The following is a 22,897-nucleotide window of genomic DNA, read 5'->3' on the forward strand; positions in this document are numbered from 1 at the left end:
TAAAAGATAAACTACATGAGATTTAAATCAAAAACATTTTTATTGCTCGCAGCTTTAATTACCGGAGCAGTTATTTTTATGGCAAGTGCTCAGAATACTAAAAAAGATGCACCCAAAACAGGCGAACAGGTGTACAGACAGAACTGTCTGGCTTGTCATCAGGTAAATGGTAGTGGGGTACCTAATCTGGCACCTACACTGCACAATACATCTTATGTCAACGGCGATAAATCAAAACTGATTGATATAGTACTGAAAGGTTTTAATGAAGATGTTGAAATTGAAGGAGAAACGTTTGCCAATCCTATGCCTCCTTTTGCACATCTTTCGGATGATGATATTGCCAAAGTACTTACGTATATCCGTAGTAATTTTGAAAATAAGGCTGAGGCTGTGTCTGCAGAGGAAGTTAAGGCCAGAAGGGAGAAAATGAAAGCAGAGCAATAGGTAGGTTGAACATCATTAATAATTTCCATTTGCCTTTTGTATTAAGCTTGTTTCTGGTACAACACTCCTGTGGCTGTTTTCTTTTATCCCGTTGGTTTTATTGGCTGAAACACCGAAAGGAGTTCAAAAAAACAGGTATTTAAATAACAGCTTATATCATTTCTGAAAAGGGAGTTCTAAACATGAGAAGTTCCTTTCTCTGGACAGGAAGTATTAAAGTTTCAAAAGAGAATTGTACCATTTCATCTGCAATCATCAATAAAAAACTTTATCATTTTGCTCTTCCAATAAGTAAAAGAGCCGCAAAACTAAGTCTTGCGGCTCTTTAATATACATTAAAATTGTTGTTTTAATCTTTGGCTATAACCAGGAATTTGGAAACGCTCCAGAATAACATGGGATCATCAATTTGCAGTGATGTTACCATTTTGTCCTCATTTTCAAAGTGGTAACTGCCTTCAGGATGTACTGTTAATACTTTAGCCTTTTTAGCATTCACAGGAACTGAACTAAAGGTACGGATATCCACCATTGTAAAGTCATTCTTATTGAAAGACTGATCAACTTTCAGTGTTTTACCCAATCCAATAAAACCACCTGTTTTTTCTACGATATTAGCTTCAATAAGTGAATCGGTACTCTGAACAATATACCATGCCTGATTCATGGTATTTTCACGGTTTAGAAGCTCCTGTGACTTGCGTTCACTTTCTGCATTCAATTCCTCAACAGTTGATTTTAGTCTCGAAACATCTATATTCAGGGTTTCGATTTTAGCATTGAGATCTGCCAGATCATTATCTTTATCTGTCAGTTGTTTTTCAAGTAGATCAATGGTTTTCTGTAAATTGTTTAGCTTTCTGGAATCTACCACCCGCATGTTTTTGAGTTTATCAACCAGCTTTTTATTTTCATCCAGCAATTGTTGCAACTGGATAAGATCATTGATAATTTCATCTTTGGTTGTGGAGGTAATCTCCTTATTCTTTGATTTAACTTTTACCAGATTCTCAATTTGTTTGATGGAGTCCAGATTTGTCTGAATCTCATTGAAATCTGACATAAACTGGTTTATTTCAGCATCCCGGTTTGCAACCACAGTGTTCAGACTATCACGAACTGCTGTCAGTTCCTCCTGGTGTTTTTCTTTGCTAATACAGGATGTTACAATTAAGGTCAGGGCGAAAAATACTATTAAGTGCTTCATAATTTTTGGAGTTAAAATTTATACAAAGGTAATCTGTTTTTTATGTGTTGTGAAATAATAGTAGATAATATCTTTTTTTCCAACATATTAAATGACAACTGTTATTAGGATATTGCGTAGGATACTGAAGAAAATTATGAATTATTAATCATGTTAATATTTGAGGACAGAACCTTATAATTTAAAGCCTGATCTGGTAAATTAATAAAATCAGAATGAAATAAGACCACAAACACATGAATTTAAAAATTTAAGGACATGAACCTGCAGGAATCACGGCAATTAATCCATTTTGTAAAAATTTCCGTAGACACCTAAAAAACGAACATCAGCAATTTCATAAACAGAAAAAACAACATAATTGTGCCTTGTAGCCTGCGCTGCAATGGTTCCTACTGCACCTTTGGCAATCCGGGATATAATACCTTCCAGTCCTGAATCCGAATCGTTGACATATTCAGTTTTACAGTAATCTGTAAATTCATCTTTCGAAGGATTACTTATGGCTGCAAGTATGATGGCTATAAGAAGTAATACCATTAAAAATCGGATTATCTTTTTCATTTCTGATGCTTTGTTTTCACAGGCCAAAGATAATTAAATGTCTCTTCTTTAATCGCTGAAAGTCAACTTTAAATTCTGCATTGTTTTATTTAATTGATCAGAATTAAGCTTCTTCTCTTAATATTAATTATATTGTCGCGATCATAATTATATTAAGTAAATTAAATTAGTATGTCAGTATTACCAAAACGCCATCTGGCAAAAGCCATTACCTGGAGAGTTGTCGCTTCATTAACTACATTTATTATAGGGTGGATTGTAACCGGAAACCTGGACTTTGGAATGGCCATTGGTGCTGCTGATGTTGTGATTAAAATTGTGCTTTACTACCTCCATGAACGGGCCTGGTATCATTCAAATTATGGTGTGATTAATGACGGTGAACATCTTACAAAACCGTTATTTCGCAGAAAGAGAAAGTGATTAATTCTAAGGATTAATTAAGCTGGAGGGAACGTAAGTCAATTTTTATTTGTCTAAAAATCAGTGAATTAACTTTTTGAAATTAAGCCAAACTCCCGAATTTAAACCTCATTTTTAACATTTCAGCGTTTTAGTTTGCTTCAATTTGCAGTTCAAATTTAGAAAATATTATGTGCAAGGCAATCTTAAAATGAAATATTGTATTAAAAAGTAAGGGTAGAAAATTAGTAATCGTTAGATGGGATTTTATAAAGTGTATTGTCTTATAAGTATAGATAAATAAGAAAAGTATACCAAAGTTTACGGTTTTACGTAATTATACTAAATATTTAGAATGTTTGTAAAAAGATATTGATTTTCATCATAGTTTTATGAAATCTAATAGTATTAAAGGTTAAAAAAGATATTATGGAAACCAAAATTATTGATTCTGAAAAAATAAGTAATGTCAAAAAAACAGAACAGATAGTAAAGGTATTCTGGACAGGAGGTTTTGATTCCACATTCAGAATAGTACAACTCTCTAGATTAAATATTACCGTTCAACCAATTTATATATTGTGTGGAAGAAAGTCAGAAGCAAATGAGTTGAACGCAATCGAAAAAATTTCTGATTTTATTGTTAATCATCAGAAAACCAGATGCATATTTTTACCTTTGGTAAAAGTAAATGTTGAAGCCATAAAGCTGAATGAAAGCATTTCACATTCCTATGAAAGATTAAGGCAGAAAACAGCAATTGGACCTCAATATGATTGGTTAGCAAGATTTGCTAAAAACAATTATGGGCTGGAACTCAGTGTTGAAAAAAGTGATCTTGGTAAAACAGTCAATTGTATTAAGAACTACGGAGAAATAAATTTGATTTCTAATGGTGAAGTGCAATATTATGAACTGGATAAGGATAAATCTGATCCTGATTTAATTAACGTCATGGGAAGTTTTCATTTTCCATATCCAATGTTTGATATTACAAAGCAGGATATGCTTAAAGAATACAAAACCATGGGTCTGGAAGAGGTTATGTTGATGACTTGGTTTTGCCATACACCAATTAATAATAAACCTTGCGGAATTTGTCATCCTTGTAAAACGGTTATAGCAGATGGACTTAGCTACAGGATACCGCAAGCTGGACAAAAACGTTATAATACAGAAAAAAAATACGGTAATTATCTTTGGTTCAGAATTTATAAGAAAATCAGATGGAGAATAAAAGGTTATTAAGTCGGAAGCATCCATTATAATATCCATTAATTTACGTAATTACACCCAAAACTTTGTTTTTTATTGATATAACGTATTCATTATCTTAAATTTAGTATTTGTTTAAATTGATTTATCTGAATATGTTTATGATGAATTTACTTATAGTTATTAGGTTATATTGGTATGACTTTTGACAATCTGGAAATACTGAAAAGAAGATATGAATTCTCATTTACTAATAGAGAATTTTATAATATACAAAGTTCCAGATTTTCAGAATCATCTTTATACAATCTGTTCCTGTTCAGAAAAACATACAAATATGTTTTGTCATTAAGATGGCCTGATAGTTTGGAAGGAGTAACCCGATACAATCAAAAATTTGTTATCCCTCTGAATTTAGATCCGGATTTTATTTCATCATATGCTCATGATATTTTGAATAATGGATTCGGTCTGTATCCCTTGAGTAAATATCAGGTTGAAGATTTATTAAAAAATATTTCAGAAGCAAATCTCAAGGTTTATCAACATCGGGACCAATCTGATTACCTCTATAGAAAAGAAGATTTCCTGAATGCATCAGGAAAAAAATACGAGAAACAACGCTACTATGTCAATAAGTTACAACGTGACTACAATGTAACGTTTAAGTCACTTTCCGAAATCAATGTATCAGATGTTAATGCTTGTCTTGAAATCTGGAAGAAGCAGGTCGATACTGGTTATATCATGGACTATCATGAATGTGTGGAGGGTATTGATATGGTGCTTGAAGGGTTGTTAAAAGGTTACTGCATCTATTTGAACGGAAAACTGGAATCGTTCATAATATATGACGACACCTTATCGGATATGTCTGTGGCACTTTTTCAAAAGTCCAATCACAATTATCAGGGACTAACAGACTATTGTTACAGGATTTACTGCGAACATGATATCACCAGTATCTATTTTAATCTTTGTCAGGATCTTGGAATCCCAGGACTTCGTAAGAAAAAATTATTGATGCACCCAGTAGCCATTTTGGACAAGTACTTAGTACTGCCAACATGATCTATATGTAAAATCTGCTCAGATAGTATTCCGTTTTATAGGTAAAAACCCCACTTTTATCGAAGGATTCCTTTTGCGTACAAATACCAATTGAAAGAATATCACTATTACCGTAAATTTATTATCTGTTTGAATTAGCGCCTACGATTTCGATGATTGAAATCAACAAATAAAAGTTTGAATAACTCATGCTTAATTCGTGGATTATGAATAAAATGACAGCAGTATTAATAGCAGCACTATTAACAGGATTAAGTTGTTTTGAACCGATCACTTTTGGTTTATACTTTGGTTCTCTACTGTTGGTTATGCTGCTGATTGAAACGGAACTGTTCATAAGGCTGCCTGAGTTCCTTTTGCATCAGCTTGTAGTTTACTGTAATAAGAACATGTGATTTGAAAGCATCTTTAGTCCGTAAACGGGCTTTTGATGAAATGAATGAAAACTGGTTAAAGTTTAAATTGAATCGTGATGAAAATATCTATTATTACGCCAACCTTTAAATATGACAGGCTACTGGATCTTACAATGGATTCAATAACCAGTCAAACTTATAATAGCATTGAACATGTGATTGGCTATTATAAATCGTCTGTAAGCAATGAAGAATTTCCTTCTGATTTTTATGACAGGGAAAAGTTGAAAATTTGTTCTGTTCGGGATAGTTTTTATGACGGCCTGATGAAAATGATAAACGAGGCAGAAGGGGAGCTGCTCTGTATTTTAAACCCTGGTGAAATATTATATGATACTGGTAGTTTATCCCGAATTGTAAAAAGTTTTCATAAAATGAACTGTAATCTGATATACGGTAAAAACATGCTGTATAACGGGAGTAATAACCTGAGTTCCATCTTTTCCCTTCGTATATCGAAGAACAGAAAATGGCAGGTCCCATTTGGTGACATGCCCATGTATACGGCTATCTTTATTAAAAGGGAGTTGTTACTGAAAATGGGGATCTTATCAGGGAAACTAAAATTTAGCAGTGAATATGAGCTTTATCGCTTGTTGAGTATGCAACCTGATGTAATGCCATATTACATGGATACATACGCTTACCTGAGGAATTCAAATTCTTTCAGAATGGAATCCGGAAGGGTAGGTCAAAACCTGACCGCATAGTCTATCACTATCATCTGGTGAATTATAATAGTGATGTGCAAAGAATAACAGAATTGGTAATACTAAATAAGCATTCACACGAAAAGAGGTTGAATTTCATTTCAATCTCTTTTTTTATAATAATATTTAATAATTAGTTTCAGATCCGGGTTCTTTATTTAGACTGGAAAGACTGTATTATATGTCACTTTAGTCTTTTAAATAGTACAAAAACCGAAATACAGAATTAGTTCCGTAATAAAATTCTTCAGGGAGAATAAACTACTTAGTAATATCTTGTTCCATGACCTGGGATTCGATATATAATGTAATATTCATTTTTTAAGATAAAGGCACACATTAAAAGCTAATTTTTGACACAGCGAACAGATAATGCATGAACCTTATAAAAACCAATCCAGTCGAAGATATTTTTATCAGTGTTCCATATCCGTCCATATGCGTGGTAGTAACCAGGCAGTGTGGATAACATTGGTTCATATGTTTTATCAGGAGTTTCTGTTGAACTCCACCAGCAACTATTATCTCCCCCATATGAAAAGCCCCCCCAGTAGTCATAATAGCCACCAGGAAGAGGCCGGATGCATTTAGGATTCATTCCAAGGACATTTACCAGCTGTACCCATTCCATATGTGAAGGCAAGTGCCAACCGCTGGGACAAACTGTTAATGCTGTTGTCCATGTATATAACCTTCCATAAGTATTTGGCAGAGAACCAGTACCCGTATAATAATTCAGATTTTCAGCCATCCATATTTTATCGCCGATTTCTACCAAATCGTATTCATTTGCATCACGACTATCCTTTAAAAGCCCCGAATTCTTACATATTATGTTTTTAACTTCAATGGTATCTGTTATTTTCAGGTCACACAAACTGGCAGTAATATAAGTATGTCCTTCAGTAGAATATGCAGTTACCACACCTTGATCATCTATTGTTGCAATATTATTATCACTGGAGGACCAGTTGATCTGAGAAGCTAAAGGATGTGATGAAAAAGGTTTGAAATCGATATATGCAGGAACCTGATATGTTTCGTTAAAATCTAAAACCCTGTAACTGGGCATAATCATAAGGGATTGTGGTTCGGGTAAACCATCTTTGATAATTTGACATGCGACTGAATCACTCGATAAGGTACAGTCGATTTCATCAGAACCAGTGCAGTCATCATAGATAAAAACCCTTTTATTCAAACTCACATCCAGCTTTTTTGTCGTTTGTTGACATGCTTTTTCAGAGGTATTTTCTGATCTTGCCTCTATTAATTCAAGACAATATTCAAAGTGGGCTGTCGAATTAATTAATGCATCCAGGTTTTTACCTGTTGCTGTTACATTTATAGAAAATTTTCCATCTTTATTTGTCATATTAATTAAACTTTCTGAAATTAATTCTGTAGGGAGTTTATAGTATACATATTGTTCTGGTAAACGTATTTTTTCTCCTTCATTAGTAATTATATAAGTAAAAAATGTGAGTACTACATCATCACCAACTTTTATAATATCTTTGTTTGGATCATCATCAATTAATACTTCAAATTCAGGAATGCAACTGTTGCTAATTTCACGAATATGCCAGTAATCTTTTGGTCTGTTCTGGCAGTCTTTTTTTAAAAACTCAATGGTGCCTTCATCCTCAAGAAAATAACATTGTTGACTTTTGTGAATAGATATCATATCAAATTCTGTTGTTCTTACCCTTATCAAATCATAACATGAATCAAGTGAAATTTTAGCAAAATTCGGCTCACTGATACTTTTAAGTTGTGTGTTCTCTTCCTCGGAAATAAGAAGTCCTTTCGGATATGCATCAATCCTGAATGGCTGCAATTTGTTTAATGTTATTTCAATATAACCGGATGGTCGGTTACATATGATGTCATTTGTATAATTTGTCCATTCATCTGTTTCTGAATTAAACAAGAAGATTCTGGGTAAATCACCCCGATTATATTTTGAAGCTGGGATTCTGACTTTTATTGGTTTCAGGAGAGATGTAGTATCGATAGGATTAAATTTCATGGCATAAATAAACGATTTACCTGAATCCACTGGAAATGGTAATATTTGCTTTGCCTGAACAGAGTCAAATTCTTCAATGCATAATAAATTTTGTTCTAAAACTGTATTTGGCGGTACTACAATGTTTAATCCGGATGGAAGTTCGTATACCTTTCCCTGATTATCTAATGCGAATGTATTGTCAACCTTAACTTTTATTATCCCAGTTGAAATGGTATCTGATATTACCGGACAGTCTTCATTTTTTGAAACAGCTCTGTAACCGGCAACACGATCTATCCAGACCACATGTGTGTTACCTTCATCAACATCAATCCAATTCATTGAATCAGTACTAACCTGCCATTTAATAAGATCATAGTTATTTTCTACCCTGAGTACAACTGAATCAATTTCCATGTGGGTACTATCATCCTTTATTGTTACATAATATTGTGCTCTTGCAAAGTTGTATGTAATGAATATAATAAAACAGAGAGAAACTACCTTTTTCATGGAGCATAATTTGTAATTAATAGACAATCATTGGTAAATGACTAATTTTTGCTTTGTTATAGTGTATCGTAACAATATAAAATCCAGGTATAAGATTCCATTCAAAGAAATCAGTGAGATTATCAATATTGAATTCTCTGGAATAAACCTGTTTCCCTAATGTGTCGTTTACTTTAAGATCATAAATACCTGGTTTGGCATTTCTGATACTCAATTTAAATCTTCCCCGATTTGGATTTGGATAAAGCTTTATTTCAAAATTACTTTCCGAATAAAGTGTATTTCCGGTTGAATTTTTTACAGCTATTTTTATAGTTTCAAGGTATGAGCATCCATTAGCTTCTGATATAGATAAGTAAAGGGAAGAATCTGTTGTCACTTTAAATGTGTTATTATTAATACGAACTAAGGTACCGACAGAATCAACAAACCAACTTATCGCATAGTCATTTACAGTCTGAACTGCAAATAATGTATCTAATAAAATGCTGTCATTATAATATGCAAGAACAGATGGTTTAATTTTTAAATTGATCGTCGGCTTAGTTTCGTGCCAGGAAAGATTAATTTCCTGGATTTTAATAGTGTTAATAACATAATCGGAAAGCTCTTCATTTTCGAGTGTTACTAAATCTGGTAGTTTAATATACTCTCCTGAAGAGTTAGCTTTACAAATACTGTTTATAACAATCAAAAAACAAATGAGAGAAAACCGAATCATCGCTATTTATTTCTATGGGAATTCACTGCACAATCATTTAAAATTCAGTTATATGTCTAACCATTAAAGACATATCTATCAGTTCATAAAACAGCCCAGTTTTGCAATTGGGATTGACGGTGCCTGGTATTTTGGCAGGACAAACATGAATCCTGGATTAATATCAATGGAAGCAACCATACCCTTACCGGGTGTATATCGAATAAATGCCCCAGGTTCGATTATCTTATCCAGATTCAGGCCATACCCCACACCAATCGTCGGGGTATTCGTTTTAAAGTTCCATGCAAAGCTACCCTGCCAGCCCTGACCAAGTTGCAGTTCAATGTTTCCGTTGTTGGCATCAATTGTAAAAGAGCCTATCCCGAACCAGATCGAAAGATTTCCGCCAAACGGTAATTCCGGTTCAGGGAAGACGAATGCATAGCAGTCGAGATGAGGACGGTATTCTAACTCAAAATCCTTCGCTTCACAAAGATTGCCTGTACTTATATACCATATTTTAGAAATTTCATAAAGAAAGTAGTTTTCGGTATACTGGTAAAGAAGTTGTTTGTCGTTATTGGTGATATCTGAGTTGCCTGATATCAGAGCCATAATGTGATATTTATTTGACTCGATTAGTTTTAAGCATCTTGAGTGATAATAGTAAGTTGAATTTATTACTTCATTACATAAATTGACGGCTAATATATGCATTCCCTGTTCATAAGGTGTTTCACAATTTTCGCACGCATCTTGTGGAGATGTGGTATTTTTCAGACATTCCAACCTTTTATTTTGTAGTTGCCCAAGTTCTGGTAACAAGTCTATATCATCATTTAAACTATTTGGTAAATAAGCTATAGGGACATAGCTTATTTCAAACACGTAGGTTAAAAATGACTCTAATAAAACTTCCGCATAAAATGACTGCCCATTCTCAGAGAGTTTTGAAATATCAATTTCTACATAATAATCCTCAATATCCGGATTAATTTCATTACAAGTCATAGGTGCTGATGGTACATTGCTGTTATTTGCCAGACCTTTTGCATACAGTTTATATTTATCCAACAAAAAATCATTGGAGGGCCAGACAGAAAGAGCAGAATTTATTTCAAAAATGGCTCCACTATAGTCATTTAAATAAGCATAACTGTAGGCAAGATTGTTGCTTAACATTACTATGACAGAGTCATCAGGAATAAGACTTTTAGCTTTTATCAGCAGGACTTTTGCATCCTGATATTCATCTTTCATATTCAGATGAAAAGCAATATTAGTAAGATGTTCAGCTTCATCCGGGTTTAATAGAGCTGCCTGGATAAAGCACCACAAGCCTTTGTCTAAATAATCTTCTTTTCCTGAAACCAAACCGCCAACAAGGGTATATTGTAATCCAAGGTAAGCATATGCCCAGTCACGTTGATGAATGGCAGGCATTAAATCGGTCCCCATGGATTTATCAAGATTGACTACAATATCCGGATTACCCCCCGTTGCTGATAATGGGTACTGATTAGTATATGTTTGAATGGTTTCAATATCTGATCCAGATAGCTCTAATTCAAGGGATTCTGAATATTTGGATAATATTTCATTGGGGGTCGGAGGTACGATCCCATTATCTGAATCATTGTCAGGCGAAAATTTATCCTTTCTGCAGGCAGATATCAGCACCAAACAAGCCAAAAATGCAATGTAATAAATGGGGCTGTTTCGATTCATGATGCACGTATAAGGAGTTTTTAAGGCATGGCATATGAATGTAATTGTTGTTGATAAATTACGTTGAGAACATCCTTCATGGATAATTTTCATTATCTCACGGTCTCAGTTTCTAGCAGGTAGCTTTAATTACATCGTTACGGTATTGCCAAATGGGATTTTGGGTATGTAAATTTAAGAATAAATAACAAACATTTTTGCAGTAAAGGCTTGAAAATGATTGAATATCATATATTTTATTTTGATGATGGAGAAATAGTAAACTAACTTTATGATAAGATTATAATTAAATCATAATAGAATCAATAGAAGATTATTTATTAAAAAAATGCTTGTGTAATTATGACCTGTTGGTATAGACAGAAATTAGTTATCTGATGTTTCAGAATATATGATATAATAAAACATGCTGATATTGAAAAACAGGAGGGAAGGTCTAATAAAAATTTTAATACAGTGCTGTTATTCAATGCATTTAGGCTCAATTCACTTTTTAGGAATCCCCAGACTTTCCTGAAGAATACTTACAAGTTCGTCTGCATTATATGGTTCCGGAATAATCCATTTTGAGTCATAAATCAGTTTGGGTATTGCTCCTCTGCCATTCTGCAGGGTTTGTCCAAACAGTTGCACACTGCTTTGTAAATACCGCTCAATCCATGGATCAGCCAGGGCAGTTTCTAATTTTTCAGTGCCTACTAATTCAGCAGCCTTTGACTTAACAGCTTCAAGTGTTCTGGGACGCCAATAGTTACCTGAATCAAAGGTGAACATCCAGTTTTCAAACGTGGAGAAAGCCTCAGGATTCGCGCGCCATACAGCTAATCCGATTTTTGCCAGTTCACAGGAATTTTTAAAGTTTGTTGTACTGACAGGAATAAAAGGATTACAGCTGTGTTCTAAGGGTGTTGGGCGCAGTATAAATGCAAGTTTACCGTTATACTGCCGAACAGCCTCATCCAACATAAAGTGTAATTTCTGACAGTGTGAGCACTGATAATCAAAAAGCAATGTAACAATATACGGTGCATCCGGGGAACCAATTATGGGTACATTTCTATAATCAGTTTTTAAGGTATATTCCTGCGTATTGCTTTCGTGAACATCAGCAGACGGCGTATACCTGAACTGGTAAACTGCCATAAGTCCTGACACAATCAGTCCGGTCAGAATAAGAACAATTATGCGTTTAGGTTTCAGTAATTGCTTTTCTTTTTTGGTTGTTTCATATGCTTTAAATGCTCTCCGGATTATTAAAGCTGACAATAATACGCCTGTAAAATGAGTTGTCATACAATACATACAGAAACTTCCGATGATCCATTTTTGTAATACGGTAAACCAGATTGCGCTGCCAATAATCACACCTCCCAGAAACGTCATTACACTCCATGACAGGCGTCGAACCGATAATTCAACAGAATTACTTATGTTTAAACCAGCTACAAGTATGGCAAGGTAGACCCCCAGTGCCATACCACTAACAGGAATAAGGCCTGCCAGCGTTGACCAGCGACTGCTTAATACCTGATCGCAGGAGCTGCCACTGCCACAGCCAGGCATTGCTCCTTCAGTAAAATAATCCCAGCTTAAAACAAGACTTAAACCAATGGCCAGTACGTTAAGCCCGGTAAATAAAAGTCGCCAGAACGGCCAGTTATTTTTATCCTGTGAATATTGGATCATTGCACCTTCTTCTTTTAAAACAGAACCCCGCTGCAATAAGGTAGATTGATTTGCAGCGGAGTTCTTAAATATAGTATCTTATCAATGATAATTGTAATTAATACTGATTTGGTTCTCCCGGAGTTGGAATATTGCTGGCAATAATGGTTCCAATCTCATGATTTTTAACCAAAGGTTTTGAAAATGTGATTCCTGTACCAGAAACCGGTTCTTCACTGTTGTGTATACTCTTTAGCGGAGCAGAAACCGTGATAAAGATACCTGGACCATTATCATTATTGTTGTTGCGACGGAAGCGTCTGTTGGTGACTGACGCAACAACTGCTTTTTCGCTATTGGCACCACTGCCAATTGTGATGGTCTGACCTTCACTGAATCCATCCACGCTTTCAACCGGAACAACGGTATCACCTTCTTTTGTAGCTGTAGCTACGGCTGTTCCACCGGCTGTACCAATAAGAGCTATGGTAGCTATTTCACTTTCGCTGCCACTTCCGACAACAACCTTCTGGCCCGGAGTAAAATCGTTTACACCAGAGACTTTAAGGTTTTCATCACCTTTAACAGAAGCAATTGCGATCGAGGTACTTGTTTGTGTATGGAAATCACCGCAGTTACTGTCTTCATCAGCACCATCAGGATAACGACCTGTACTGATATCCGGTAAGGATACGGAACCGCCACCAAACCAACGGAAGCTTCCCCTGCCGATAGGAGTAGGAGCAAAGCAGCCATATTCACGAGCCCCTGAAACAGCCTGGTACCCTTCTGCCAGGTAAGGATCTACAAGTGCCCCGTAATTTAATCCGTCAACGATATTGTTTTCTGCATCACGCAATACCATGCTGCCCGAACGGGAAGAAAGAGCCGGTCCTCCGAACCATTGATCCGGATTGCGGGGTCCCTGGTAGCCTGCAGTTGTCACTTTTGGGTCAAGAACAACCTCTTCCATTTCATGATCATTCGCCAGAGCTTTATCCAGTTTGATGTTAGTATGCAGTGCCTGTACAGGTTCATTGCTTGAATGATCGAATTTAGATTTTGGTTCAAAGCTGATCCCTGTTCCCCAGGCACTAAACGGCATGTTAGACGCATGATCGAATTTCAACGGTTTTTCCAGTTCAAGACCGGTTCCCGGGTTATCATTTTCACCTAATGGTCCGGCAAATGTGCTGCGGGAAGAAGCTGTTCCCACACTTTTAACAACGACCCATTCTATTCCATGGCCTTCACTATCGATATCCAGTCTGATTTTATCGCCAACAGAAATATTTTCTACAGAAGATACTTTTATGTTAGTGTCACCTGCTTTTGCATCCATCGAGAGCCAGGCCTGTGTTCCGGGCTTCCCAACTTTGGTAATGGTCACCACCTCGTATTTTTCTACAGCAGTTCCAACCACAGGGTATTGCGCTCCGTAACCAATCGCCATTTTCTGGCCAACTTCGAATCCATCTACGCTGTTAACAGAAATACTGTTTGAACCGGCAGGGAAGGTAACCACCGGTCCGTCGGGCACCGGTTGCCATATGTTGGTCTGACCCGGAGTACCCCGACGCCATCTCCGACGCGGATCGTTTTCGGGTTCAGCAGGAGTTGATATTCCTGCAATTTTCCTGATCTCTTTATTTGAACCTTGGCCTATGATCACTTCATCGCCAACAGACATGCCTTCTGTGCTTCGAACATAAATAGTTGATTCGCCTTTTTTTACCGGAACGGCCAACCCTGAATTGGAAAGTCCCAACAGGTAGAAACTGTGAGGCGCCAGTTCTGTTTTCTCCGGAATCTGAACTGTTGTGAAGACTGGCATTTGTGTGGCATGTTCCGTCAATGTCCAGTTTGAAATGTCAACATTATCATTCCCTGAGTTATAGAGTTCAATGAAGGTGTTTGTTGAATTGGATCCGTCGCTAATCCGGAACTCATTAATTTTTACAGGGCTCACATTTCTTACCTTTTCTATAGCAGTTTCTGACTGTGATTTTCCTTGTGTGGAACCTGTCCATTTTGCATTTCCAACCAGGTCACCATTAAATGCATCTGAACCTGAAGTCACCGTGAAGGTTGCACTTACACTGGCTCCCGGTGCAATTTTACCGCTAAATTTCTTCGAATCCTTTTCTGAGTTTAATGCCACAGACTTCCATCCTTTAGGTACTGATATACTCAATGTAAGATCTTTGATAGCTTCTCCGGTAGTGTTGGTAAATGTTACGGTAGTATTTTGAGATGAATTAGGTGTAAAGGTTTGCAGTCCTGGAGGCATACCTGTTTTTGATGCCGGTGTAATGCTTACCCGTTGTACATCGTATTTTGCAGCAACAATATTAGCCTGAAGTTTTTGGTTTGTCTCTTTGGATGGAAATGTTCCGGGAGCCGTCATGGCAGCTTCGTAGAAAGTACCCTGTGAAGCATTGCTGTTATCGCCACCGTTACCCAGAAGTATGGCACCCTGCTTACGCATCGGGTCATAACTGTTTCTGTCATTAATGATTCGTTGTCCATCATACATCACCTGAAGATCGCCTTTTTGTGCATCTCCTCCCATTGACCTCCAGTGGTGTGGTTCACCATCGGCTGTGGCCGTCACAAAACGCCAGCTGATGCTGGGTAAGTCTGCACAGTATTTATCTCTTGGATCAGGATTAACACAACCCACCAGGTTATTTTCCTGATCTGTCATGATCCATGGTCCCTGATCCTGTCCGTGATACCAGTAGGGAGCATTACCGTAGTAGGTGGTTTCCATGGTTCCGTCACCGTCATCCCGGCTGTCAGTTTCGGCATTACCATAATCGAAACAACAGCCATCGTTATAATGAAGACCATTAATCACCCAATACTGACCTTCGGCCTGATCATCCACTGCCGTTCCTTTCGTGTCATTTAAACGAAGGCCCATTCCCGGCTCAATGAAAATACCATAAACTTTATGTCCCATAAGCGTTACGGGTGCCATATCCGCAATAGGAAGGCTGTTAAAACCGCCCATCATTGTTGGGGCACCGGTACCACCACGTGGAGCCTGTATCAGATGATTTCCCTTGCCTGACTGGTCATACAGAATTGTGATCCAGCAATAGGTATCTGCACAGAATTTGTCCTGTGCAGCTGCATCAGCATAACCGCCCGGATCACCTTCGCTGGGTTGTACAACGCCAATGTCCAGTGTTTTCCCATCGGACATACGCATGACCTGATATAACGGGCCATTATACGATGCATACAGGGCGCGTGTGGTACTGTGTGCTGCCACACACGGACAGTCTCCCGCGGCATACACATCGCACGGACCTTCCGGTCTTTGGGGAACCGCACTACTTCCGACTCCGGACATGGCCAGAATCATCATTAAAGTAGCCGGTAAAACAAGAGTCAATGAAAGAATGAGTAAAAGTCGATTTTTGTTTTTCATGGTACCTTTTTTAATTGTGATATTGTTGTGGTTTGTAAGTTTCCCATTTAAAGGAACATATAAAAATAATCGATTTTATTTTTTTATACTAAAATCTGAAAGGTTTCTTCACAGCAAACCACTTTATAGCACTTTATTGCCACAAAAAGCAACGAAAAGCAACGTAAACCAAACTTCAGTTTTTTAGTTAAGCAATCTTTGTTGGGTCATTACGTGACATGGCCATGCTCAGGATGACAAATTTTTAACCATAAAAATTTCATTCTTATGAGCAACAGTTTTGTATTAATAGAAGAAAAAACAGTGAATGAACTGTTTAATGAAATTAAAAACCTGAATCAGAAAATTGATTCAGAATTGAAAACAAAAGTAGGAGGTTTATCTGAGAAGTGGTTGGATAACCAGGATGTTATGCTTGAACTGAAAATCAGTCAGCGGACCTTGCAGAATATGCGGGATACTAAAATGCTTCCGTATTCAAAGGTGGGAGGGAAGGTCTATTACAAAAGTACTGACGTAGAGCGGTTATTGTCTGAAAATTATACGAACAGAGGGCGTTCAGGGTGATTATAAATCGTCCCTGGTTACACCAGCATATTTTATTGTGGGGTTTAACACCCACACCCAGTTATTACTTTTGAAGCATCAAAAGTATTCAAAAATGCCTGCTGCAAATCAATCCTGTAATAACCTGTCTTTACTTTAAGTTATGTTTGACCTTTGTAATTGAGGTTTCTGATTTCATTAAAAGAACCACCCGCATATCCGCCGGATTTGCAGCGGGCTCCCCGCATTTCTGAGAGTTTTGTCTGTAGTTTTATCATCAGTTGATTTAAAAAAATACCCTGAAAGGGTATTATTATTGTAGCCCAGGGTAAGCGAGCGAAGCGAGTGCCACCCTGGGTTGTTGACGTCATGTAAATCAAGGCCGGTTATGAATTCTTTTGATGAAATGGAAGCAGATCAAGGCCGCAAGTCGAGACGACCTGAGAAGATGACTCACCCCAGTCTTTGTTAAACAGTTCGAATCTTTCAAACTGACCCCTCTCTTTTTCTCCGCTTTACTACGAAATAAAGAGGGGTAGTTCTTACAAACCTGGTAGATTTATTTAAACGGGAGCCAGAATACCCTGAAAGGGTATCATTATTGTAGCCCAGGGTAAATGAACGAAGTGAATGAAACCCTGGGTTAATTACGTCATGAAAATCAAGGCCGGAGATGAATTCTTTTGATGAAATGGAAACAAATCAAGGCCGCAAGTCGGGACGACCTGAAAAGATGACTCACCCCGGTCTGCATAAACAGATCGAAACTTTCAAACTGACCCCTCTCTTTTTCTACGATGCTCTTCGAAATAAAGAGGGGTAGTTCTTACAAAAAACAGGAAGATTAGTTTAAAGGCGCGCCAGAATACCCTGAAAGGGTATCATTATTTTAGCCCAGGGTAAGCGAGCGAAGCGAGTGTCACTCTGGGTTAATTACGTCATGTAAATCAAGGCCGGTGATGAATTCTATTGATTAAATGGAAGCAAATCAAGGCCGCAAGTCGGGACGACCTGAAAAGATGACTCACCCCGGTCTGCATAAACAGATCGAAACTTTCAAACTGACCCCTCTCTTTTTCTACGATGCTCTTCGAAATAAAGAGGGGTAGTTCTTACAAAAAACAGGAAGATTAGTTTAAAGGCGCGCCAGAATACCCTGAAAGGGTATCATTATTTTAGCCCAGGGTAAGCGAGCGAAGCGAGTGACACTCTGGGTTAATTACGTCATGTAAATCAAGGCCGGTGATGAATTCTATTGATTAAATGGAAACAAATCAAGGCCGCAAGTCAGGACGAGTAGAAGAGATGCCTCATCCCGGACAGGATAATTCTTTTATAATTACAAATCTTCTCTTCTTATCTCATCACATTTTTGTTGTGGGGTTTAACACCCTCTCCTTCGGCAAGCTCAGGATTCACCCAGTTGTTTCTTTTGAAACATCAAAAGAAACCAAAAATGTTTACTGCAAATCAATCCTGTAATAACCTGCCTTTACTTTAAGTTATGTTAGACCTTTGTAATAAAGGTTTCTGATTTCATTAAAAAGAACCACCCGCATATCCGCCGGATTTGCAGCGGGCTCCCCGCATTTCTGAGAGTTTTGTCTGTAGTTTTATCATCAGTTGATTTAAAAAAATACCCTGAAAGGGTATCTCCCGATAATTATCGGGATTTAGCCCAGGGTAAATGAGCGAAGCGAATGCCACCCTGGGCTAATTACGTCATGAAAATCAAGGCCGGTGATGAATTCTTTTGATGAAATGGAAGCAAATCAAGGCCGCAAGTCGGGACGACCTGAGAAGATGATTCGCCAAATAAATAGATTAATATCCATTAGCTTATATATCTTCACGTGTTACGCCTTCACATTCCATCACAAGATCTGTACCGTAAGCTTTTGCCGGTGTTTGATATCTTGTTTTAAATAAAGGTAATACGATGTGCGAATTATTGAAGGGTTTTAACACCCTCTTCCTCATTTCAATCGGAATTCACCCAGTTAATACTTTTGAAGCATCAAAAGTATTCAAAAATGCCTGCTGCAAATCAATCCCTGTAATAACCTGCCTTTACTTTAAGTTATGTTTGACCTTTGTAATTGAGGTTTCTGATTTCATTAAAAGAACCACCCGCATATCCGCCGGATTTGCAGTGGACTCCCCGCTATTCTGAGAGTTTTGTCTGTAGTTTTATCATCAGTTGATTTAAAAAATACCCTGAAAGGGTATCATTATTTTAGCCCAGGGTAAGCGAGCGAAGCGAGTGACACTCTGGGTTAATTACGTCATGTAAATCAAGGCCGGTGATGAATTCTATTGATTAAATGGAAACAAATCAAGGCCGCAAGTCAGGACGAGTAGAAGAGATGCCTCATCCCGTACAGGATAATTCTTTTATAATTACAAATCTTCCCTGCTTACCTCATCACATTTTTGTTGTGGGGTTTAACACCCACACCCAGTTGTTTCTTTTGAAACATCAAAAGAAACCAAAAATGTTTACTGCAAATCAATCCCTGTAATAACCTGTCTTTACTTTAAGTTATGTTTGACCTTTGTAATTAAGGTTTCTGATTTCATTAAAAAGAACCACCCGCATATCCGCCGGATTTGCAGCGGGCTCCCCGCATTTCTGTCAGTTTTGTCTGAAGTTTTATCATCTGTTGATTTAAAAAAATACCCTGAAAGGGTATTATTATTGTAGCCCAGGGTAAATGAGCGAAGCGAGTGCCACCCTGGGATAATTACGTCATAAAAATCAAGGCCGGTGATGAATTCTTTTAATGAAATGGAAACAAATCAAGGCCGCAAGTCGGTACCATTGGAAGAGATATCTCATCCCGGACTGATAATCCATCCTGAAATTTACAAATCTTCTCTGGTTACCCCATCGCATTCCATCACAAGATCCGCACCGTAAGCTTTTGCCGGTGTTTGATATCCGGGGACACTATTCCCGGATATTATTTTATTGACAATAGCCAGGGCACATTCAGATGTCCAAACCACACCTCCTTCAGGACCATGCAGACGGGCACTGACTTTATTTCCTTTTTCATCGCTTAGTTCACCCCAAACATGCATAACTGTCTGCTGACGTTCTGCTTCTGTTGATCCTTGGGTTTTTCTTTTTCTGAGCAGATTCAGCACAAAGGGCAGACTTAATATGGGCCGGATGGCTTCAATCATTTTGAGTTGTTTTATGACCGTTTCAGGAAAAGACGCATACACTTCAATATTGGGAGTCCCTGTACTTTGGTAGGCCGTGAACACATCACCCCAGGTGAGACGGACGGACTTTTGCATGCCCTTGCCAAAATCGATCAACCTGGTTTTAATTCCCTTTGGCGGTTTTACGAGTTCGCCGTTTTGACGAATCCGGTTGCCATATGGTATCTGTTCTACCATGGTATTATTCGTGCCGGGTGGAAGACCTGCAGGGCCATCACTGAAAAAGCCAAGCTCCAGTCTGGTTCCTGTTGGTAGTTTCTCTTTTAAATACATTGCCAGACAATCCGTTGGGGTCACATCAAAACCGGCACCGGGTAGCAACATTACTTTCTTTCTCTTTGCTTGCTGATCGTAGCTAGCTATGCCTTCAAATACCGGAATCTCTCCGGTGATATCCAGGTAATGAACCCCATTAGCTACACACGCTTCAACAAGTGGTTTCCAGGTGTATTTAAACGGACCGGCACAATTCAGCAACACCGTAACACCGGACAAATTTTTTGTAATAATCTGAGCATCATTTAAATCAAATGCACGATATTCCAGACCAAGCTTTTCTGCCAGTGGTTTCAACTTGTCTGCATTTCGTCCTGCCAGGACCGGTTTCAGGCCTTGTTTAGCAGCCATGGAAGCCAGTTCCTGTCCAACAAATCCCGTAGCACCGTAAATCATGACATTTTTTTCCATAATAACCTGGTTTTGAATGCCTGAAATAAATCAGTACATAACTAAAGGTATAAACACATCCATTTGCAGACCTGTTCAGTACCTTTTTGCAGATAGAAAAATTTGTTCAGAGATCCTGTATGTTATGTACAGTGTTATCCTAAGTGAGAGTGGAAGTTAGCTTAGAATATTGATTCTATTGTAGGTTTAAAACCCAATTATTTACAATTAAAATCTTTTTAATTTACGTTTAATTAATAAATTTGTAGGTTTTATAACATTTAACTTAATACTAAACGCACTATGTCTGAAAAATTACTGATTGTCAGCTGCCCTAACTGTAACAAAAAAGTAAGAATACCAGCTGATAAACACCTGAAGTTTGAATGTCCTGAATGCCATGAAGAAGTAGAGATTGATGATCAAAGTGAAAAAGTTGAGAATGAAAAATCAACTGAAAAGCCAATGAAGGAATTTGAAGAAGAGCCAAAAGATGGATTTTCATTTTTTAAAATTATCCGTAATACGATAGCCATTCTTCTGATCATTCCCTTGTATATCATATTACATAAAAGTTTACCTGATCCTGACTGGTTCTGGAATGTGGACAGGTTTCTGATATTTGTAGTTCTGTTAGGGATCATCCTTTATATACTTGAGAACTACAGATCAATTGCAATTTTAATATTTGTACTCTCTTTTGGCTTTCTTACCTACGGCAGTATTCAGCATAAGTATGGATTTGTTTCCCTGTTCAGTGATTACAAGGATATGGTAGTGCAGATGAGTAATGCCGAAAACCCGGAACAGGTACTGATATCAAAAGTCAAACCTTTTACCAAAAAAGGAAAATTCATCACAGCCATCGAATTTGACAGTGCCAGTGTACGGGATTTTGCTATAGCCTCAACAAAAAAACATTTTCATGAATTCCAAAAATCTGATGAACGGGAATTCAGACATTACCGCAATACCATACAGTGTCTGGCTGTATTTAAGGAAATAAACAGCCGATGGGAATACGTGAACGATCCGGTAAGTCGAGAGTATATTGCCCCGGCAACGGAAACATTAAAATACCTGTCAGGTGACTGTGATGACCATTCTGTGTTTATGGCTGCAGCTATAAAATCCATTGGAGGCGTGGTTCGTCTGGTAAGAACAGAGAATCATATTTATCCTGAGTTGTTGATTGGTGACCGGAATGATCTTGAAAAGATTGAACAACTGATTAAAACCTACCTGTTCAGATCGGAGTCCAGAAATGCAGAACTATGTTATCACGAAGATAACAACGACCGTGTATGGCTGAACCTGGATTACATGGATAACTTTCCCGGCGGCAAATTCAGTTCTGATGTGGTACTGGAGGTGCTGGAATTGTGACAAATACGCAAATAAGCTAATAAACCAATGAACCAATTAAAACTTTGTGTAACCATCCATAATTGAGCAATTACCTATATGAACTTTTTTAAAATATCAACCTCAGATTCCAATCACGTGGGCAGAAATATTAAAGACTTTCTGAATAATGACTTCTTTCAGGCCACTTTGCTATTCATTCCGGTAATTTTCTTTACTGACTTATCTTCATTGATATACGATTTTAAAAAAGATCCTATCGCGGATACTGTGTTTTTGATAATGCTTTACGTGTTGGCATGGATGATCATAATGTTAATACATAAACTTAGATCAGAAAGTGATGCAGTTTTCAATGAAGATGTTAAAACAGAATTAAATGATATTATAAACAGTGCCAGACGAAGTTTAATTATTGTATCTCCGTTTATTGCACCCGGTGATGTAGTAACTGAATCCATCATATCACAGGCAAGGAGAGGGGTTAAAATTCTGTTTATTGTTAACGAAAATCAGCTAAAGAGTTATGATGCTTACAGGTTGTTCAAAAGATTAAATGCTGTAGGAGGAGAAATGTGGTGTCATCCAAGATTACATGCTAAGATTTATATGAATGAGAAGAACTTATTGGTCACATCACTTAATTTACTTACTTCTTCATTTGATAATTCCATTGAGGCAGGTGTGAAACTAAACGATAAATACTATAGAAGCCATATCAGAAATTACATCGAACAGGATTTACTAAAGTCGGATCTTATTGAAAGCGTATCTTTTGATTCTTTTGATATTAAATATGGTTTTTGCATTCGGACACGTAAAACAATTAATCTAAACCCTGATAAACCTATACAATACAGCGAGTATTTGAGCAGTGGAAGACAGGTCAATGGTAAATACTGTCATATTTGTGGAAATGAAGCTGAAACCAGTGTGGATCAGCCATTCTGTAAAGAACATTCAAACTATAAACACATTTAAATAAAAGCTACAAA

The 22,897-nt window shown here is 37.3% G+C and carries 18 protein-coding genes; 10 read left to right on the forward strand and 8 right to left on the reverse strand.

The window, feature by feature from the left end:
• Positions 1-15: 15 nt before the first annotated feature.
• Together ACE1EF_RS01720 and ACE1EF_RS01725 are read left to right on the forward strand one after the other, a co-directional pair.
• Complete coding sequence (locus ACE1EF_RS01720) at positions 16-447, forward strand: c-type cytochrome (protein WP_375718877.1); 432 nt, start codon at positions 16-18, stop codon at positions 445-447.
• Between the two features lie 182 nt (positions 448-629).
• Complete coding sequence (locus ACE1EF_RS01725) at positions 630-776, forward strand: hypothetical protein (protein ID WP_375718878.1); 147 nt, start codon at positions 630-632, stop codon at positions 774-776.
• Between the two features lie 20 nt (positions 777-796).
• Here the strand turns inward: ACE1EF_RS01725 and ACE1EF_RS01730 are convergent, their stop codons facing one another.
• Both ACE1EF_RS01730 and ACE1EF_RS01735 read right to left on the reverse strand, forming a co-directional pair.
• Positions 797-1,654, reverse strand: coding sequence for a Cbp1 family collagen-binding glycoprotein adhesin (locus ACE1EF_RS01730; protein WP_375718879.1), 858 nt, complete (start codon positions 1,652-1,654; stop codon positions 797-799).
• Positions 1,655-1,936: 282 nt separating this feature from the next.
• Positions 1,937-2,218: a hypothetical protein gene (locus ACE1EF_RS01735; protein WP_375718880.1), complete on the reverse strand. Its 282-nt coding sequence runs from the start codon at positions 2,216-2,218 to the stop codon at positions 1,937-1,939.
• Positions 2,219-2,389: 171 nt separating this feature from the next.
• On the opposite strand from ACE1EF_RS01735, the gene ACE1EF_RS01740 reads away from it, so the two are divergent.
• The 4 genes from ACE1EF_RS01740 (at position 2,390) to ACE1EF_RS01755 (ending at position 6,032) form a co-directional block, all read left to right on the forward strand.
• The gene (locus tag ACE1EF_RS01740) at positions 2,390-2,641 is read left to right on the forward strand and encodes a DUF2061 domain-containing protein (RefSeq protein WP_375718881.1); all 252 of its coding nucleotides are present in this window, start codon (positions 2,390-2,392) and stop codon (positions 2,639-2,641) included.
• Positions 2,642-3,049: 408 nt separating this feature from the next.
• Positions 3,050-3,868, forward strand: a complete 819-nt coding sequence (locus ACE1EF_RS01745; RefSeq protein WP_375718882.1) for a hypothetical protein — start codon at positions 3,050-3,052, stop codon at positions 3,866-3,868.
• 165 nt (positions 3,869-4,033) lie between these two features.
• Positions 4,034-4,906, forward strand: a complete 873-nt coding sequence (locus tag ACE1EF_RS01750) for a phosphatidylglycerol lysyltransferase domain-containing protein (protein WP_375718883.1) — start codon at positions 4,034-4,036, stop codon at positions 4,904-4,906.
• A gap of 472 nt (positions 4,907-5,378) precedes the next feature.
• A complete protein-coding gene (locus ACE1EF_RS01755) occupies positions 5,379-6,032 on the forward strand; it encodes a glycosyltransferase family protein (RefSeq protein ID WP_375718884.1) in 654 nt (217 codons plus the stop codon).
• 346 nt (positions 6,033-6,378) lie between these two features.
• Here the strand turns inward: ACE1EF_RS01755 and ACE1EF_RS01760 are convergent, their stop codons facing one another.
• From ACE1EF_RS01760 to ACE1EF_RS01780, 5 genes are all read right to left on the reverse strand, one after another.
• Positions 6,379-8,559, reverse strand: coding sequence for an FISUMP domain-containing protein (locus ACE1EF_RS01760; RefSeq protein ID WP_375718885.1), 2,181 nt, complete (start codon positions 8,557-8,559; stop codon positions 6,379-6,381).
• A gap of 16 nt (positions 8,560-8,575) precedes the next feature.
• On the reverse strand, positions 8,576-9,280 hold the full coding sequence (locus tag ACE1EF_RS01765; protein WP_375718886.1) for a T9SS type A sorting domain-containing protein: 705 nt from the start codon (positions 9,278-9,280) through the stop codon (positions 8,576-8,578).
• 78 nt (positions 9,281-9,358) lie between these two features.
• Complete coding sequence (locus ACE1EF_RS01770) at positions 9,359-10,990, reverse strand: tetratricopeptide repeat protein (RefSeq protein ID WP_375718887.1); 1,632 nt, start codon at positions 10,988-10,990, stop codon at positions 9,359-9,361.
• A 486-nt stretch (positions 10,991-11,476) separates the two neighbouring features.
• Entirely contained in the window at positions 11,477-12,676 is a 1,200-nt protein-coding gene (locus ACE1EF_RS01775) for a vitamin K epoxide reductase family protein (protein ID WP_375718888.1), read from the reverse strand.
• A 97-nt stretch (positions 12,677-12,773) separates the two neighbouring features.
• Positions 12,774-16,094, reverse strand: coding sequence for an arabinofuranosidase catalytic domain-containing protein (locus ACE1EF_RS01780; RefSeq protein ID WP_375718889.1), 3,321 nt, complete (start codon positions 16,092-16,094; stop codon positions 12,774-12,776).
• A 267-nt stretch (positions 16,095-16,361) separates the two neighbouring features.
• Between ACE1EF_RS01780 and ACE1EF_RS01785 the strand changes: the two genes are divergently transcribed.
• Together ACE1EF_RS01785 and ACE1EF_RS01790 are read left to right on the forward strand one after the other, a co-directional pair.
• Positions 16,362-16,661, forward strand: a complete 300-nt coding sequence (locus ACE1EF_RS01785) for a helix-turn-helix domain-containing protein (protein ID WP_375718890.1) — start codon at positions 16,362-16,364, stop codon at positions 16,659-16,661.
• Between the two features lie 1,242 nt (positions 16,662-17,903).
• On the forward strand, positions 17,904-18,122 hold the full coding sequence (locus ACE1EF_RS01790; RefSeq protein ID WP_375718891.1) for a hypothetical protein: 219 nt from the start codon (positions 17,904-17,906) through the stop codon (positions 18,120-18,122).
• A gap of 1,383 nt (positions 18,123-19,505) precedes the next feature.
• Here the strand turns inward: ACE1EF_RS01790 and ACE1EF_RS01795 are convergent.
• Entirely contained in the window at positions 19,506-20,558 is a 1,053-nt protein-coding gene (locus ACE1EF_RS01795) for a saccharopine dehydrogenase family protein (RefSeq protein ID WP_375718892.1), read from the reverse strand.
• A gap of 282 nt (positions 20,559-20,840) precedes the next feature.
• On the opposite strand from ACE1EF_RS01795, the gene ACE1EF_RS01800 reads away from it, so the two are divergent.
• Together ACE1EF_RS01800 and ACE1EF_RS01805 are read left to right on the forward strand one after the other, a co-directional pair.
• A complete protein-coding gene (locus ACE1EF_RS01800) occupies positions 20,841-21,923 on the forward strand; it encodes a hypothetical protein (RefSeq protein WP_375718893.1) in 1,083 nt (360 codons plus the stop codon).
• Positions 21,924-22,001: 78 nt separating this feature from the next.
• Positions 22,002-22,883, forward strand: a complete 882-nt coding sequence (locus ACE1EF_RS01805; protein ID WP_375718894.1) for a phospholipase D-like domain-containing protein — start codon at positions 22,002-22,004, stop codon at positions 22,881-22,883.
• Positions 22,884-22,897: the final 14 nt, after the last annotated feature.

The organism is Quyinboa sediminis, from assembly GCF_042219855.1.
In the GTDB taxonomy this organism is placed as follows: Bacteria; Bacteroidota; Bacteroidia; order Bacteroidales; family UBA5342; genus JBHJHP01.